The following is a 13,810-nucleotide window of genomic DNA, read 5'->3' as shown; positions in this document are numbered from 1 at the left end:
TCCATGGCCAAATCCACCCTCTCCTTCGTCTGCCAGAACTGCGGCGCGGCGTATAATCGCTGGCAGGGCAAGTGCGACTCCTGCGGCGAGTGGAACACGCTGGCCGAGGAAGACACCACAGGCTCGGTGCCGGTCTCGATCCGCAGCAAGCGCAAGGGGCGGACGTTTGCGCTGGAATCGCTGTCCGGCAAGACCCAGGACGCGCCGCGGCTGTCGTCGGGCATGGCCGAGCTCGACCGCGTCACCGGCGGCGGCTTCGTCCGCGGCTCGGTGCTTTTGGTCGGCGGCGATCCCGGCATCGGAAAATCGACGCTGCTCACGCAAGCCACCAGCATGATGGCGCGCGCCGGTCACCGCGCGGTCTATATCTCCGGCGAAGAGGCGGTCGCCCAGGTGCGGCTGCGCGCCGAGCGGCTCGGGCTCGCGGACGCGCCGGTGCAGCTGGCTTCGGAAACCTCGGTCGAGGACATCGTCGCGACGCTGTCGGAAGGCGCGGTGCCGCGCCTGATCGTGATCGACTCGATCCAGACCATGTGGACCGACACGGTGGAATCCGCGCCCGGCACGGTGACCCAGGTCCGCGCCTCGGCGCAGGCCCTCATTCGCTTTGCCAAGAAGACGGGTGCCGCGATCATCCTGGTCGGCCATGTGACAAAGGACGGCCAGATCGCCGGTCCCCGCGTGGTCGAGCACATGGTCGACGCGGTGCTGTCGTTCGAGGGCGAAGGCTCGCAGCAGTTCCGCATCCTGCGCTCGGTGAAGAACCGTTTTGGTGCGACCGACGAGATCGGCGTGTTCGAGATGACCGGGCTCGGCCTGCGCGAGGTCACCAACCCCTCGGAATTGTTCCTCTCCGAGCGCGAGCTCGGCAGCCCCGGCACGGCGGTGTTCGCCGGCATCGAGGGCACCCGTCCGGTGCTGGTCGAGTTGCAGGCGCTGGTGGCACCGACCTCGCTCGGCACGCCGCGCCGCGCCGTGGTCGGCTGGGACCCGAGCCGGCTGTCGATGGTGCTCGCGGTGCTCGAAGCGCATTGCGGCGTCAAATTGTCCGGACATGACGTCTATCTCAACGTCGCCGGCGGTCTGCGCATCCAGGAACCGGCCGCGGACCTTGCCGCGGCGGCCGCGCTGGTCTCCTCGCTGGTGAATGCGCCGTTGCCGACGGATGCAGTCTATTTCGGCGAGATTTCGCTATCGGGCGCGATCCGCCCGGTGGCGCAGACCCCGGCCCGGCTCAAGGAGGCCCTCAAGCTCGGCTTCGCCCGCGCCATCCTGCCCGAATCGGCCCGCGGCGAGAGCGGCGGCGATTCAGGGCTCACCCTCAACAGCGTCGGCAACCTCACCACGCTGGTCGCCGAAATTGCGGCACGCGGTACGCCAAGAGGCGACCGGGGAACGCCAAGCGGCGGTCGCCGCGACCAGGGCGGCCCCGGAGGCCCTGATGCGGCTGAGAAAAATGCCACACCGGCCCGATTCCGTCGCGAGACCAGCTAAAGCGGGCGTGACGTATCAGCCCCCCGCCGCTATACATCCGCCGCGCGGGACAGGTGGCGCTCTGGCCTTGCCGGATGCCCCCAATGCGCCTCAGTTAGGACGGCACCGACTTTGCCGATTCGCGAGAGCCCTTAGCAGCGTAAGCCCTTAACAACGTAAGCCCTTAACAGCGTACCGAAACGTACCAGCGGACCTGACCAGCCGATGCCCATAACGATACTTGATCTCGTCCTGCTCGGCGTGATGCTGATTTCGGGCCTGCTCGCGATGGTGCGCGGCTTCATGCGCGAGATCCTGTCGATCGCGGCCTGGGGCGCCGCCGCGCTGGTCACGCTGTATGCGTTCTCGAAGCTTCTGCCGACCGCCAAGACCTACTTCAACAACGACACGGTCGCGGCCGTGGTCGTGGTGGCCGGCGTGTTCATCGGCACGCTGATCGTGGTCTCGATCGTCACGGTGCGGATCTCGGACATGATCCTGGATTCCCGGATCGGCGCGCTCGACCGCACCCTCGGCTTCCTGTTCGGGCTCGCCCGCGGCCTCCTGATCGTGGTCGTGGCGTTCATGTTCTTCACCTGGCTGGTTCCGGACAAGCAGCGGCCCGATTGGGTGACCGGGGCGAAGTCCCGCGTAGTGCTGCAGGGAACCGGGGATTGGCTGATGTCGCTCTTGCCTGACGACCCCGAGAACACCATCTTAAAGAAGTTCAAGAAGAATAAGCCAGACGACGATTCTGCGGCCGATACCAATGATCAGGCGACGCCGGCGTCGGGCGATGGCTATAGCAAACCTGCGCGTGACAGCTTGAAGAAGCTGATCGAGAAACCCGCGGGCCGATAAACTATTTGGGCCCTTACGAGAGGCGATGAACGAGATGCAGACCCCTTCGGATCATACCGACCAAATGGATCTCGACCTCGGCCCAATCGAACTGCAAGACCCTCTCAGATATCACCCCGATCTCGATGGCGACACGCTCCGCGAGGAATGCGGCGTGTTCGGCATCTTCGGCCATCCCGAGGCCGCCGCGATCACCGCGCTCGGCCTGCACGCCCTGCAACACCGCGGCCAGGAAGCCGCCGGCATCGTCTCCTTCGACGGCAGCCGCTTCCACAGTGAACGCCGGCTCGGCCTGGTCGGCGACGCCTTCTCCCGCCGCGAGGTGATCGAGCGCCTGCCCGGCAACGCCGCGGTCGGCCATGTCCGCTACTCCACGACAGGCGGCACCATCCTGCGCAACGTCCAGCCGCTGTTCGCCGAGCTCAGCGCCGGCGGGTTCGCGGTCGGCCACAACGGCAACCTCACCAACGGCCTGACCTTGCGCCGCGAGCTGGTCAAGGGCGGCGCCATGATGCAGTCGACCACCGACACCGAGGTGATCCTGCATCTCGTGGCGCAGTCCAAGCGCACCCGCTTCATCGACCGCTTCATCGAGGCGCTGCGCACCATCGAGGGCGCCTATGCGCTGGTCGCGCTGACCAACAAGAAGCTGGTCGGCGCGCGTGACCCGCTCGGCATCCGTCCTCTGGTGCTCGGCGATCTCGACGGCCGTCCGATCCTGACCTCGGAGACCTGCGCGCTCGACATGATCGGCGCGAAATACGTCCGCGACATCGAGCCCGGCGAGATCATCGTGTTCGACGAGCGAGGGGCGCACAGCCACAAGCCGTTCCCGCCGAAGCCGGCCCGGCCCTGCATCTTCGAATACATCTATTTCGCACGGCCGGATTCGATCGTCGGCGGCCGCTCGGTCTACGACGTGCGCAAGGCGTTCGGCGCCCAGCTGGCGCGCGAGAGCCACCCCGAGGTCGACGTCGTGGTGCCGGTGCCGGATTCCGGCGTGCCCGCCGCAGTCGGCTACAGCCAGTATTCCGGCGTGCCGTTCGAGCTCGGCATCATCCGCAACCACTATGTCGGCCGCACCTTCATCCAGCCGACCCAGAGCGTGCGCGAGCTCGGCGTGCGCATGAAGCATTCGGCCAACCGCGCCGCGATCGAGGGCAAGCGCATCATCCTGATCGACGACAGTCTCGTGCGCGGCACCACCTCGAAGAAGATCGTGCGCATGATGCGCGACGCCGGCGCCCGCGAGGTGCATTTCCGCCTCGCCTCGCCGCCGATCCTCTATCCCGACTATTACGGCATCGACCTGCCGGACCGCGGCGGCCTGCTCGCCGCGACCCATTCGCTCGAGGAGATGCGCGACATCATCGGCGCCGACTCGCTCGCCTTCCTGTCGATCGACGGCATGTACCGCGCGATGGGCTATGAGGGGCGCGACCCGGCAAATCCGAGATTCGCCGACCATTGCTTCACCGGCGCCTACCCGACCCACCTCACCGATCAGAGCGAAACCGAGGCCCCGCCGCGCCAGCTCTCGCTGCTGGCGGAGGCGAGCTGACGCGAAGCGTCATCCCGGGGCGCGCGAAGCGCGAACCCGGGATCTCGACGTTGTTTTGCGATGGTGCCTCGAAGCTCTGGATTCCGGGTCTGGCCCTTCGGCCATCCCGGAATGACCCTGCTTTCCGTGATGGCCGGGCTTGTCCCGGCCATCGACGTCTGTAATACCCGCCGCGAAGACGTGGATGCCCGGCACAAGGCCGGGCACGACGAAGAGATCGGCTCATGACAACACCCCTCGCCTCCCGTATCGCCCTCGTGACCGGCGCCTCGCGCGGCATCGGCTTTGCGACCGCGGTCGCACTGGCCAAGGCCGGCGCGCATGTCGTGGCGGTGGCGCGCACGCAAGGCGGGCTGGAAGAGCTCGACGACGAGATCCGCAAGGCAGGCGGCAGCGCCACCCTGGTGCCGCTCTCGCTCACCGATTACGACGGCATCGCGCGGCTCGGCCTCGCGCTGCATGAGCGCCACGGCAAGCTCGATATCCTGGTCGGCAATGCCGGCACCGCAGGGCCGTCGTCGCCGCTCGGCCATATCGAGCTGAAGCCATGGAACGACGTGTTCGCGATCAACGTCACCGCCAACTTCCAGCTGATCCGCTGCATGGACCCGCTGCTGCGCCAATCCGACGCCGGCCGCGCGGTGTTCGTGACGTCGGGCGTCGCCCACAAGGCCAACGCCTATCTCGGCCCCTATGCGGCCTCGAAGGCCGCGCTGGAGGCACTGGTGCGCTCCTGGGCCAACGAGACCGCCAACACGGCGCTGCGCGTCAATCTGTTCAGCCCCGGTCCGATCCGCACCCGGATGCGGGCGCAGGTGTTTCCCGGCGAAGACCCGATGACGCTGGATACGCCCGACATGGCCGCCGAATTCATCGTGCCGATGTGTTCGCCCGCGTGGACCGAGACCGGCAAGCTCTACGACTACAAGGCGCGCACGCTGCGAACCTTCCAGCCGCCAGTGTAGGTCGCTTCGCTCGCGACAAATGAAGGCCCGTAGCCCGGATGGAGCGAAGCGTAATCCGGGACGGCTTCTCCGCGGAGAGACTTTTCCCGGACTTCGCTTCGCTCCATCCGGCTACGCAACCGCCGCGCAATGGCGGCTGGGTGATTGACACCCTCCCCGCCCCACGATTGACTACGCTCCCAGCGGGACCACCGCCAAGAAAAATCTCGGGAGGCAACCAATGACGCCGACGTTCAATCGCGCGCGCTCCATTCTGTCCGGATTGTTTCTCTCCGCCTGCATCGCATCATCAGCCCTCTTCGCTACACCAACCCCCGCGAAAGCTGGCGACATCCCGACCTTCACCGTGGATGCATCATGGCCAAAGCCGCTGCCGAACAACTGGATCCTCGGCCAGGTCGGCGGCATCACGGTGGATTGGCAGGGCCACATCTGGATGATTCACCGGCCGCGCTCGCTGACCGACGACGAGAAGGGCGCGAGCCTCAATCCGCCGCGCTCGAAATGCTGCATCTCGGCGCCGCCGGTGCTCGAATTCGACGCTGACGGCAATCTGCTGCGGTCCTGGGGCGGTCCGGGTGACGGCTACGAGTGGGTTGGCCGCGAGCACGGCATCGAGGTCGACGAGCGCGGCTTCGTCTGGATCGGCGGCAACGCCGACAACGACAATGCGATCCTCAAGTTCACCCTCGACGGCAAGTTCGTCTCGCAGATCGGCTCGATCGCACCGAGCAAGGGCAGCAACGACACCACCCAGCTCGGCAAGCCCGCCGAGACCGCGATCGACAAGGAGGCCAACGAGATCTACGTCGCCGACGGTTACGGCAATCGGCGCGTCATCGTGTTCGATGCCACCACCGGCGCCTACAAGCGGCATTGGGGCGCCTATGGCAACAAGCCCGACGACGCCAAGCAGCCGCCTTACGATCCGAAGGCGCAGGTCGCGCAGCAGTTCAGCAATCCCGTGCACTGCGTGAAGATCGCCAATGACGGACTGGTCTATGTCTGCGACCGCATCAACAACCGCATCCAGGTGTTCAGGAAGGACGGCAGCTTCGTGAAGGAGTTCTTCTTCGAGAAGAGCACGCTCGGCAACGGCGCGGTGTGGGATATCGCGCTGTGGCCCGATCCCAAGCAGACCTACCTGCTCTCCGCCGACGGCGAGAACAACGAAATCCGTATCATCAGGCGTGACGACGGCGCGGTGGTCGGCAGCTTCGGCCGCAACGGCCGCAACGCCGGGCAATTCCACTGGGTGCACGCGCTCGCGGTCGACGCCAGGGGCAACGTCTATACCGCCGAGGTCGACACCGGAAAGCGGATCCAGAAATTCAAGCTGACCTCCGACGCGCTCAAGTAAGGATTTCACCGGATGACGCTTCGACGCAGGCCCACCCGGCTTTAGGCGGATTGCCGCGTCCCCCGGGAAAGGGTAAGCGGGAACTTGAGCGACCGGCAAAAAGGCTCCGCAAGAGGGCTGTCCGGGCTTTAGACAGTGGAGGGAATTTCATGACAACGACGTTTGCGCGGCGCTGCGCCGCGCTTCTTGCTTGCGCCGCACTTGGCCTTTCAACTTCTGCGTTCGCGCAGGACAAGACCGTCAAGATCGGCGTGCTCAACGATATGTCGAGCCTCTATGCCGACATCGGCGGCCCGAACTCCGTGGTCGCGATCAAGATGGCCGTCGAGGATTCCGGCCTGCTCAAGAAGGGCTGGAAGATCGACGTCCTCAGTGGCGACCACCAGAACAAGCCCGACGTCGGCGTCAACATCGCTCGGCAATGGGTCGACAACGAGAAGGTCGATGCGATCGCCGACACGCCGAACTCCGGCGTAGCGCTTGCAGTCAACAATCTCGTCAAGGAGAAGAACATCGTCCTGCTGAATTCGGGCGCGGCGACCGCCGACCTCACCGGCAAGGCCTGCACGCCGAACACGATTTCATATACCTACGACACCTACATGCTGGCCAACGGCACCGGCAAGGCACTGACGAAGGCCGGCGGCGATACCTGGTTCTTCCTGACGGCCGACTATGCATTCGGCCACGCGCTTGAGCGCGACACCACCGCGGTCGTCAACGCCAATGGCGGCAAGGTGCTCGGAAGCGTCAAGCATCCGATCAACACCGCCGATTTCTCCTCGTTCCTGCTGCAGGCACAATCGTCCAAGGCCAAGGTGGTCGGCCTCGCCAATGCCGGCGGCGACACCACCAACGCGATCAAGCAGGCGGCTGAATTCGGCATCGTTTCCGGCGGCCAAAAACTCGCGGCGCTGCTGCTGTTCATCAACGACGTGCATTCGCTCGGGTTGAAGACCGCGCAAGGCCTGACGTTCACGGAATCCTTCTATTGGGACATGAACGACCAGACCCGCGCCTGGTCGAAGCGGTTCTCCGCCCTCGCCAGCAAGAACGCGATGCCGTCGATGACCCAGGCCGGCAACTACGCGATGGTGCTGCACTATCTCAAGGCGATGGAAGCGCTCGGCGGAAATCCGCATGACGGTGCCAAGGTCGTCGCCAAGATGAAGGAATTGCCGACCGACGATCCGCTGTTCGGCAAGGGCCCGCTGCGCGCCGACGGCCGGCGCCTGATTCCGGCCTATCTGTTCGAGGTGAAGAAGCCCGAAGAGTCCAAGTATCCCTGGGACTATTACAAGCTGATCGCCACGATCGCGCCGGAAGACGCCGCGAAGCCGCTTGAGGCCAGCGACTGTCCGCTGCTGAAGAAGTGACCGCGTAGCGGTCATTCCGGGGCGCGCAACGCGCGAACCTCAGATGCGCAATTTGCGCATCTGAGGATCTCGAGATTCCGGGTTCGATGCTGCGCATCGCGCCGCAATGACTTTTTGCATCTTCTTACTTCGCCGCCGACTTCGCCTTGACGGGCGGCGGCAACGATGCCCATTCCCTGTCGGCGCGCGGGCCGCCGACGTCGCCGGTCAGGCCGACGAGCTGGCCCGGCTGCACGTCCAGCGTCTGCGTCCAGGTCTGGGTCTGGCACAGCAGCTTGAGCAGACATCCCTTGAGCTTCAGCCGGTCGGATTTGTCGCGCCACAGCGAGACCGCATAGGACTTGCCGTCCTCGGCGTTGTAGATGTCGCCGTCGAACCTGCCCTCCGGCGTCAGCTTCAATCCGAGGATCAGCTGATGGCCGAGCAGCGCACGCGTCCGCTTGTCGGGATCGGGATTGAAGCTATCGCGGAACGGCTGGTCGTGTGAATCGAGCGGATCCTTCATCCACACGATGAAGCCGCAGACGCGGTCACGCGCGGTGCCGCAGCGCTCGAGACGGATGCGTGCGCGGCCGTCTTCGGTCAGCCAGGTGCCGCTGGGATCGACCGGGGCGATCGTCTCGGCGCGGCCGGTCGAGCTCATCAGCAAGGCAGCGACGAGGCTGCGCAGGAACATGCGAACCAGAAAGTTCATGGTAAAGGACCTTTCAGTGTCGGGATGGTTTGCGGACGCGCGCGGCGCGCCTCACTTCAATTGCGCCATGAAGGCATCGGCACCCTTGTCGATGCCGGCGGTGGCCGCGGCGAGATCGCCGACGCTGGCCTTGATGTCGTAGGCGTTGGGATACTGCCTGCTGACATAGGCGCCGAGCAGGCGCGAGGTCGAGCTGTCGAACATCTCGACGGCATAGATCACCGAGCCGGTCATCGTACCCTCGCCGTCGCGCGCGGCCTGCACGCCGTTATAGACCGCGCCCGCCAGATCGAAACGCGACAACGTGCCGAGCACCGGCGTGTTGGCGACCGCGCCGGTCAGCGTCAGCCGCAGGCGGAACGTGTTCGGCCCGCGCGCATTCACCAGCGTGAAGCGGCCGCGCAGCTTGTCGGCGAAGCGGGTTTGCATATAGGCGGCGAGCGTCTGCTTGTCCTTCTCGGACATGTCGCCGAACTGATGATCCGCGCCGCGATAGATCACGACCGGATCGATCATCACTTTGTTGTAGCTCCGCCAGTCGACCGGCGGCGCATAGCGATACGGCACACGTCCCGAAGAATCGGACGTGTCCGGCGTCATGTAGGCCGACGATGCCACCTCCGAATAGGCCACCGGCGTGACGGCGGCACATCCTCCCGCGAGGACGCAAAGCGCCATCGCTCCCAGACCGCGCGCGGCGATCGAGCTCTCCATTCCAATCTCCTCATCCGACCCTAAAGCGGGAGAGCAGCTCGGCCGCAGCCGCGTCCGGGGCTGAAAGTACGGCTGCGGCCGTCACTGCCGACCTGGCTCGCCGTCGCGGCGCCGCCAGATCTTGCCTCAGTGCGATCAACTATAAAACCGACCAGTTGGTTTGTAAAGTTGCAATCGCAAGAAGCGCGCCGGAAAAATGCGGCGGTCGACATGTCGTGTTAACTGGCGAGGCCGCTTCGCGAATGGCGGCCGCGCGTTGTCACAAACCCGCGACATCTCGTGTGGTACGGCAGAAATCGCCGGGGGATTTCAGGGGCCCGGTGCCGATCCAACGCCGCCAAGCGATCCATATTCCGCTTGGGCGGCGTTGTGCTTTCGGCAGCGCCGGAATTCAGCTGCGCTTGCGAACCGATGCGAGCTTTTCCGCGCGCGCACCGGCCGGAGGCGAAGATGCTGTGCGCACAGCCGTCGTCTTGGCTGGCTTTGCTGCCTCCGTCGCGCCCTGCTCCATCGCGGTCCACTTGCTGTCGTCGAGCAAGCGCTCGAACAGGCGATCGCGCTCCGCCTCGGTCAGCGACAACATGCCGAACAACGAACTCAACAGCAGCCCCCGCGCCGCGGCCCAGCGCAGCAGCGCGAGATCGGGATCCCTCGCCTCGGCCTTCATCAGCGCGACCTTTTTGATGTCGACATCGCGCGGCATCGCCATCAATTCGGGGTTCTCGTTCATCGCCGCCAGCAGTGCGAACGCCCCTGCCCGCGGCGTTGAGATCGCCTCCCGCAGCGTCGCGATCTGCGCCGACAGTTCGGGCTGGTCCGTGGTCCCGCGTACCTTTTCGATGTAGCGGTTTGAGAATTCCTCGAAATGCGCCATCTGCTGCTCGAGCAAGGCGCGCAGCACCGCTTCCTTGGTGCGGAACTGATGCATCACGCCGCCCTTGCTGAGACCGCTCTCGCGCGCAATCGCGTCCAGCGTCAGGCGCCCCGGACCATCGCGCGTCACGATGGTGATCGCGGCGTCAAGTGCGGCGTTGCGGGAGCGTTCCGAGCGGGAAGGATTATCCATGGTGTACTCAGGAAGGAGTCGCTTGAGATCACAGTATCTCAGCGGCTTCGCTCAATCTCAAGCGCTGCGAGGCAGCGCGAACGGCGTCCCCGGAATGGCGGTGTCGCCCTCGGAAGACGCATCAATCTCGGAAATCGGTCATCGAGCTATCCGATCGCTCACGCGCACAAGCGAACCTTCTGCAGCAGACCATGAAGGAAACCGTAGGCCATTCGGCCGACGACCCGTTCCCCTCGACCGCGCGCGCGGGCGACGGACTGCGCGTCGGCATAACTGGCGGCGACAATCGTCCCGTGCCTGCCGCCATCGAGTTTCAGGTCGGTCAGATAGACAAGGCCGCGCGACGTCAGCAGCGCCGCCTGCGCGGCGCTGAAGCGGGTCAACTCATCGCAGATATCAACGGCCTCGTCGGTCACCATGCTGCTCCTGGCAGCGCACCCCGGAGCGAGGCGCGTCTTCATCCGGTATCAGCTTTATACAAACCAACCGGATGGTTTGTAAATAGACAATATGACGCAATTCTCCCGATATAGCAGGTCCGGACGCATGTCGGATCGGCGCGCTCGCATTCGTCCTCGAAGCAGCGATCGGCCAGCATTCGGAGCACGCGAGCGATGACACAGCAGAAACAGACGGCGGAAGCCCAAATCAGGACGCTCATCGACGCTTGGACGGACGCGGTCCGCAGACGCGACTATCCAGGTATCCTCGCCCATCACGATCCGGACCTCGTGATGTTCGACGTTCCCCCGCCGTTGCAGTCGCGCGGATTGGACGAGTACAGCAAGACATGGGATCTGTTCTTCAGATATCACCGCCCCTCCTACGCCTTCGATATCGAGGAGATCGCGATCACGGCCGGCGATGAAGTGGCCTTCGCGGTCGCGGTGATGCGGTGCGGGCCACCTGATGCCACGTTCCAGTTCAGGCTGACGATCGGATTGCGCAAGGTCGACGGCGGGTGGCGCGTCACGCACGAGCACCATTCGGTGCCGGCGACGGAATAGCGCGTCTCATGGTGGATCCGTTCGGCGGCTTGCCCGCCCTAAGCTTGCTTCGCCGCCGTCGCGCGCCAAGCGATGGCGAGCGCGAGCAGCAGCAGCGCACCTGCCAGATAGAACGGCGCGCCGGGCATTTTGAGCGGCACGCTGTCGCCGATGAAATACGCAAACGTCAGCGTGAACAGGAACGGGCCGATCAATTCCGACATGCTCTGCACGCTTGATGTCGCGCCCTGCAACTGACCCTGCTGGTCGGCGGCGACGAGTTGCGTCGTCAAGGCCTGGGTCGCGGCGCCGGAAATGCCCCACAGCGCCATCACGGGAATGCCGATCCAGAACAGCTGTCCTGATGGCGCGGCGCCGAAGATCACGAAGCCCAGGGCGCCGCAGGCGAGGCCGAGGAACAGCGCGTTGCGCTCGCCGAGGCGCTGCACGATCGGGCCGATCGCCGCGCCCTGCACGATCATGCCGCAGAGGCCGACCAGCGCCAGCGTCGCGCCGACGGTGCCGGTGTCCCAGCCATAGCGATAGGTGGCGTAGAGCACGAACACCGAGGGTAGCACGACATGCGCGAGCTGGCCGAAGAACGTCGCCAGCGACAGGCCGGCGAGCGTCCGGTTCGAGCGCAGGAAATGCAGCGCGCCGATCGGATTGGCGCTCTTCCATTTGAACGGCGCCCGCCGCTCCACGGGCAGCGATTCCGGCAGGATGAACAGGCCATACAGCCCGTTGACGAAGCTCAAACCCGCCGCGGCCCAGAACGGCAGCCGCGGATCGATCTCGCCGAGCAGGCCGCCCAGCGCCGGTCCGAGGATGAAGCCGGCGCCGAAGGCAACGCCGATCTTGCCGAACATCGCGGCGCGCTGCTCCGGCGCGGTGACGTCGGCGATATAGGCGAACACGGTCGAGATGCTCGACGAGGTGATGCCCGAGATCGCCCGCCCGATGAACAGCCAGACCAGGTTCGGCGCCAGCGCCATCAGCACATAGTCGGCGGCAAGGCCGAAATTCGACAGCAGCACCACCGGCCGGCGGCCGAAGCGATCGGACAGCGCGCCGAGGATCGGCGAGCAGACGAACTGCATCAAGGCCCAGATCGAGCCGAACACGCCGAAGATGCGCGCCGCGTTCGCGGTGTCGTTGTTGACGAAGCCTTCGATCAGCTTGGGCAGGATCGGGATGATGATCCCGAGCGCCAGCATGTCGAGCAGCAGCGTGATGAAGATGAAGATCACCGCGCCGCTGCGCGCCTGCGGAACAGCCGCAGGCTTGGCTTCGACCTCTTCGCTCACGACGGCCGTTTGCGCTTGTGGGCGAACGGATTGGCCTTCTCGCGCAGCGTGATCCGGATCGGCGTGCCCGGCAGATCGAACGTCTCGCGCAGCGAGTTGATGAGGTAGCGCAGATAGGATCGCGGGATCGCGTCGGCGCGCGAGCAGAACAGCACGAAGCTCGGCGGGCGCGCCTTCACTTGCGTGATGTAGTTCAGCTTCAGCCTGCGGCCCGAGACCGCCGGCGGCGGGTTGGCCTGGATCGCCTGCTCGAACCAGCGATTGAGCGCCGAGGTCGGCAAGCGCCGGTTCCAGACCGCATAGGCTTCCTGGATCGCCGTCATCAGGCGGTCGATGCCCTCGCCCATCAGGCCGGAGACGGCGACGATCGGCGCGCCCTTGACCTGCGGCAGCCAGTGGTCGGCATCGGTGCGCAGCTGCGAGATCTGGTTGGGCTTGCGCTCGACGAGGTCCCATTTGTTGACCGCGAGCACGATGGCGCGGCCTTCGCGCTCGATCAGGTCGGCGATGCGCAGGTCCTGCTCCTCGAACTTGTTCTGCGCGTCCATCATCATCACGACGACTTCGGCAAAGCGCACCGCGCGGAGCGCGTCGGCTACCGAGAGCTTTTCCAGCTTCTCCTCGATCCGCGAGCGGCGGCGCAGGCCGGCGGTGTCGAACACCCGGAACTGGCGGCCCTGCCAGGTGATCTCGACCGCGATGGAATCGCGCGTGGTGCCGGCCTCGGGGCTGGTCAGCAGCCGCTCCTCGCCGAGCAGATGGTTGATCAGCGTCGACTTGCCGGCATTCGGCCGGCCGACGATGGCGACGCGGATCGGACGCTGCGCGGCCTCCTCCTCCGAGATGTCCTCATCGTCCTCGACCTCGTCGTCTTCCTCCGGTGTCTCCGGCACCAACGCGCTCAGCGCCTCATGGAGGTCGCCCATGCCCTCGCCATGCTCGGCCGAAATCTGGACGGGGTCGCCGAGCCCGAGCGCGTAGGACTCCATCGCGCCGATCTCGCCATGCTTGCCCTCGGCCTTGTTGGCGACCAGCACCACCGGCTTGTTGGCCTTTCGCGCGAAGTCGGCGAAGGCACGGTCGGTCGGCGTCAGGCCGACGCGGGCGTCGATCACGAACATCAGGGCGTCGGCGAGCTCGATCGCGGTTTCGGTCTGCTCCTGCATCCGCGCCGTAAGCGAACCCTTGGCGCCTTCGTCCAGACCTGCGGTGTCGATGATGGTGAAGTCGAGATCGTAGAGCTTCGCCTGACCCTCGCGACGGTCACGCGTCACGCCGGGCTCGTCGTCGACCAGCGCGAGCTTCTGGCCGACCAGCCGGTTGAACAGCGTCGACTTTCCGACATTGGGCCGGCCGATAATGGCGATGGTGAAGGACATGGATCATCCAGGCGCGGTCTGTTGTCCGCGGGTCAAGGTGCTGGAAAGAACTACAGCAGGAATAGGGG

Annotated in this window: 13 protein-coding genes; 7 read left to right on the top strand and 6 right to left on the bottom strand. The window is 65.5% G+C overall.

Translation table 11 applies throughout. The features are described from left to right. Window positions 1-3 precede the first annotated feature (3 nt). From radA to QA639_RS19505, 6 genes are all read left to right on the top strand, one after another. The gene (gene radA, locus QA639_RS19530) at window positions 4-1,494 is read left to right on the top strand and encodes a DNA repair protein RadA (protein WP_283090482.1); all 1,491 of its coding nucleotides are present in this window, start codon (window positions 4-6) and stop codon (window positions 1,492-1,494) included. A gap of 204 nt (window positions 1,495-1,698) precedes the next feature. Further along, the gene (locus QA639_RS19525) at window positions 1,699-2,334 is read left to right on the top strand and encodes a CvpA family protein (protein ID WP_026192677.1); all 636 of its coding nucleotides are present in this window, start codon (window positions 1,699-1,701) and stop codon (window positions 2,332-2,334) included. A gap of 34 nt (window positions 2,335-2,368) precedes the next feature. Next, window positions 2,369-3,895 (top strand): amidophosphoribosyltransferase, encoded by a 1,527-nt coding sequence (gene purF / locus QA639_RS19520; RefSeq protein WP_283090603.1) that lies wholly within the window; start codon window positions 2,369-2,371, stop codon window positions 3,893-3,895. A gap of 224 nt (window positions 3,896-4,119) precedes the next feature. Then, entirely contained in the window at window positions 4,120-4,860 is a 741-nt protein-coding gene (locus tag QA639_RS19515) for an SDR family NAD(P)-dependent oxidoreductase (protein WP_283090481.1), read from the top strand. A gap of 220 nt (window positions 4,861-5,080) precedes the next feature. Then, a complete protein-coding gene (locus tag QA639_RS19510) occupies window positions 5,081-6,220 on the top strand; it encodes an NHL repeat-containing protein (RefSeq protein WP_283090480.1) in 1,140 nt (379 codons plus the stop codon). Window positions 6,221-6,369: 149 nt separating this feature from the next. After that, entirely contained in the window at window positions 6,370-7,596 is a 1,227-nt protein-coding gene (locus QA639_RS19505; RefSeq protein WP_028335143.1) for an ABC transporter substrate-binding protein, read from the top strand. 124 nt (window positions 7,597-7,720) lie between these two features. Here the strand turns inward: QA639_RS19505 and QA639_RS19500 are convergent, their stop codons facing one another. From QA639_RS19500 to QA639_RS19485, 4 genes are all read right to left on the bottom strand, one after another. Then, window positions 7,721-8,290: a DUF2147 domain-containing protein gene (locus QA639_RS19500; protein ID WP_028335142.1), complete on the bottom strand. Its 570-nt coding sequence runs from the start codon at window positions 8,288-8,290 to the stop codon at window positions 7,721-7,723. 51 nt (window positions 8,291-8,341) lie between these two features. Continuing rightward, complete coding sequence (locus QA639_RS19495) at window positions 8,342-9,004, bottom strand: DUF3313 domain-containing protein (RefSeq protein ID WP_283090479.1); 663 nt, start codon at window positions 9,002-9,004, stop codon at window positions 8,342-8,344. A gap of 391 nt (window positions 9,005-9,395) precedes the next feature. After that, window positions 9,396-10,070 carry a TetR/AcrR family transcriptional regulator gene (locus QA639_RS19490; RefSeq protein ID WP_028335140.1) on the bottom strand — a complete coding sequence of 225 codons (675 nt, stop codon included), beginning with the start codon at window positions 10,068-10,070 and terminating at the stop codon, window positions 9,396-9,398. 158 nt (window positions 10,071-10,228) lie between these two features. Then, window positions 10,229-10,486, bottom strand: a complete 258-nt coding sequence (locus QA639_RS19485; RefSeq protein WP_283090478.1) for a hypothetical protein — start codon at window positions 10,484-10,486, stop codon at window positions 10,229-10,231. A gap of 198 nt (window positions 10,487-10,684) precedes the next feature. Here QA639_RS19485 and QA639_RS19480 point away from each other — a divergent pair, with 198 nt between their 5' ends. Next, entirely contained in the window at window positions 10,685-11,077 is a 393-nt protein-coding gene (locus QA639_RS19480) for a YybH family protein (protein ID WP_028335138.1), read from the top strand. Between the two features lie 38 nt (window positions 11,078-11,115). Here the strand turns inward: QA639_RS19480 and QA639_RS19475 are convergent, their stop codons facing one another. Together QA639_RS19475 and der are read right to left on the bottom strand one after the other, a co-directional pair. Next, window positions 11,116-12,363 carry an MFS transporter gene (locus tag QA639_RS19475; protein ID WP_283090477.1) on the bottom strand — a complete coding sequence of 416 codons (1,248 nt, stop codon included), beginning with the start codon at window positions 12,361-12,363 and terminating at the stop codon, window positions 11,116-11,118. Beyond that, window positions 12,360-13,742 (bottom strand): ribosome biogenesis GTPase Der, encoded by a 1,383-nt coding sequence (gene der / locus QA639_RS19470; RefSeq protein WP_028335136.1) that lies wholly within the window; start codon window positions 13,740-13,742, stop codon window positions 12,360-12,362. The genes QA639_RS19475 and der overlap by 4 nt, the downstream gene beginning before the upstream one ends. Between the last annotated feature and the right edge of the window lie 68 nt (window positions 13,743-13,810).

The organism is Bradyrhizobium pachyrhizi (assembly GCF_029714545.1).
GTDB lineage: Bacteria > Pseudomonadota > Alphaproteobacteria > Rhizobiales > Xanthobacteraceae > Bradyrhizobium > Bradyrhizobium pachyrhizi.
The sequence above is the reverse complement of the archived record's forward strand: the minus strand, read 5'-3'. Positions and strand labels throughout refer to the sequence as shown.

Bases quoted from the DNA above. Each gene is read 5' to 3' on its own strand.
- radA (WP_283090482.1), top strand. From the start codon at position 4: ATGGCCAAATCCACCCTCTCCTTCGTCTGCCAGAACTGCGGCGCGGCG.
- QA639_RS19525 (WP_026192677.1), top strand. From the start codon at position 1,699: ATGCCCATAACGATACTTGATCTCGTCCTGCTCGGCGTGATGCTGATT.
- purF (WP_283090603.1), top strand. From the start codon at position 2,369: ATGCAGACCCCTTCGGATCATACCGACCAAATGGATCTCGACCTCGGC.
- QA639_RS19515 (WP_283090481.1), top strand. From the start codon at position 4,120: ATGACAACACCCCTCGCCTCCCGTATCGCCCTCGTGACCGGCGCCTCG.
- QA639_RS19510 (WP_283090480.1), top strand. From the start codon at position 5,081: ATGACGCCGACGTTCAATCGCGCGCGCTCCATTCTGTCCGGATTGTTT.
- QA639_RS19505 (WP_028335143.1), top strand. From the start codon at position 6,370: ATGACAACGACGTTTGCGCGGCGCTGCGCCGCGCTTCTTGCTTGCGCC.
- QA639_RS19500 (WP_028335142.1), bottom strand. From the start codon at position 8,290: ATGAACTTTCTGGTTCGCATGTTCCTGCGCAGCCTCGTCGCTGCCTTG.
- QA639_RS19495 (WP_283090479.1), bottom strand. From the start codon at position 9,004: ATGGAGAGCTCGATCGCCGCGCGCGGTCTGGGAGCGATGGCGCTTTGC.
- QA639_RS19490 (WP_028335140.1), bottom strand. From the start codon at position 10,070: ATGGATAATCCTTCCCGCTCGGAACGCTCCCGCAACGCCGCACTTGAC.
- QA639_RS19480 (WP_028335138.1), top strand. From the start codon at position 10,685: ATGACACAGCAGAAACAGACGGCGGAAGCCCAAATCAGGACGCTCATC.
- der (WP_028335136.1), bottom strand. From the start codon at position 13,742: ATGTCCTTCACCATCGCCATTATCGGCCGGCCCAATGTCGGAAAGTCG.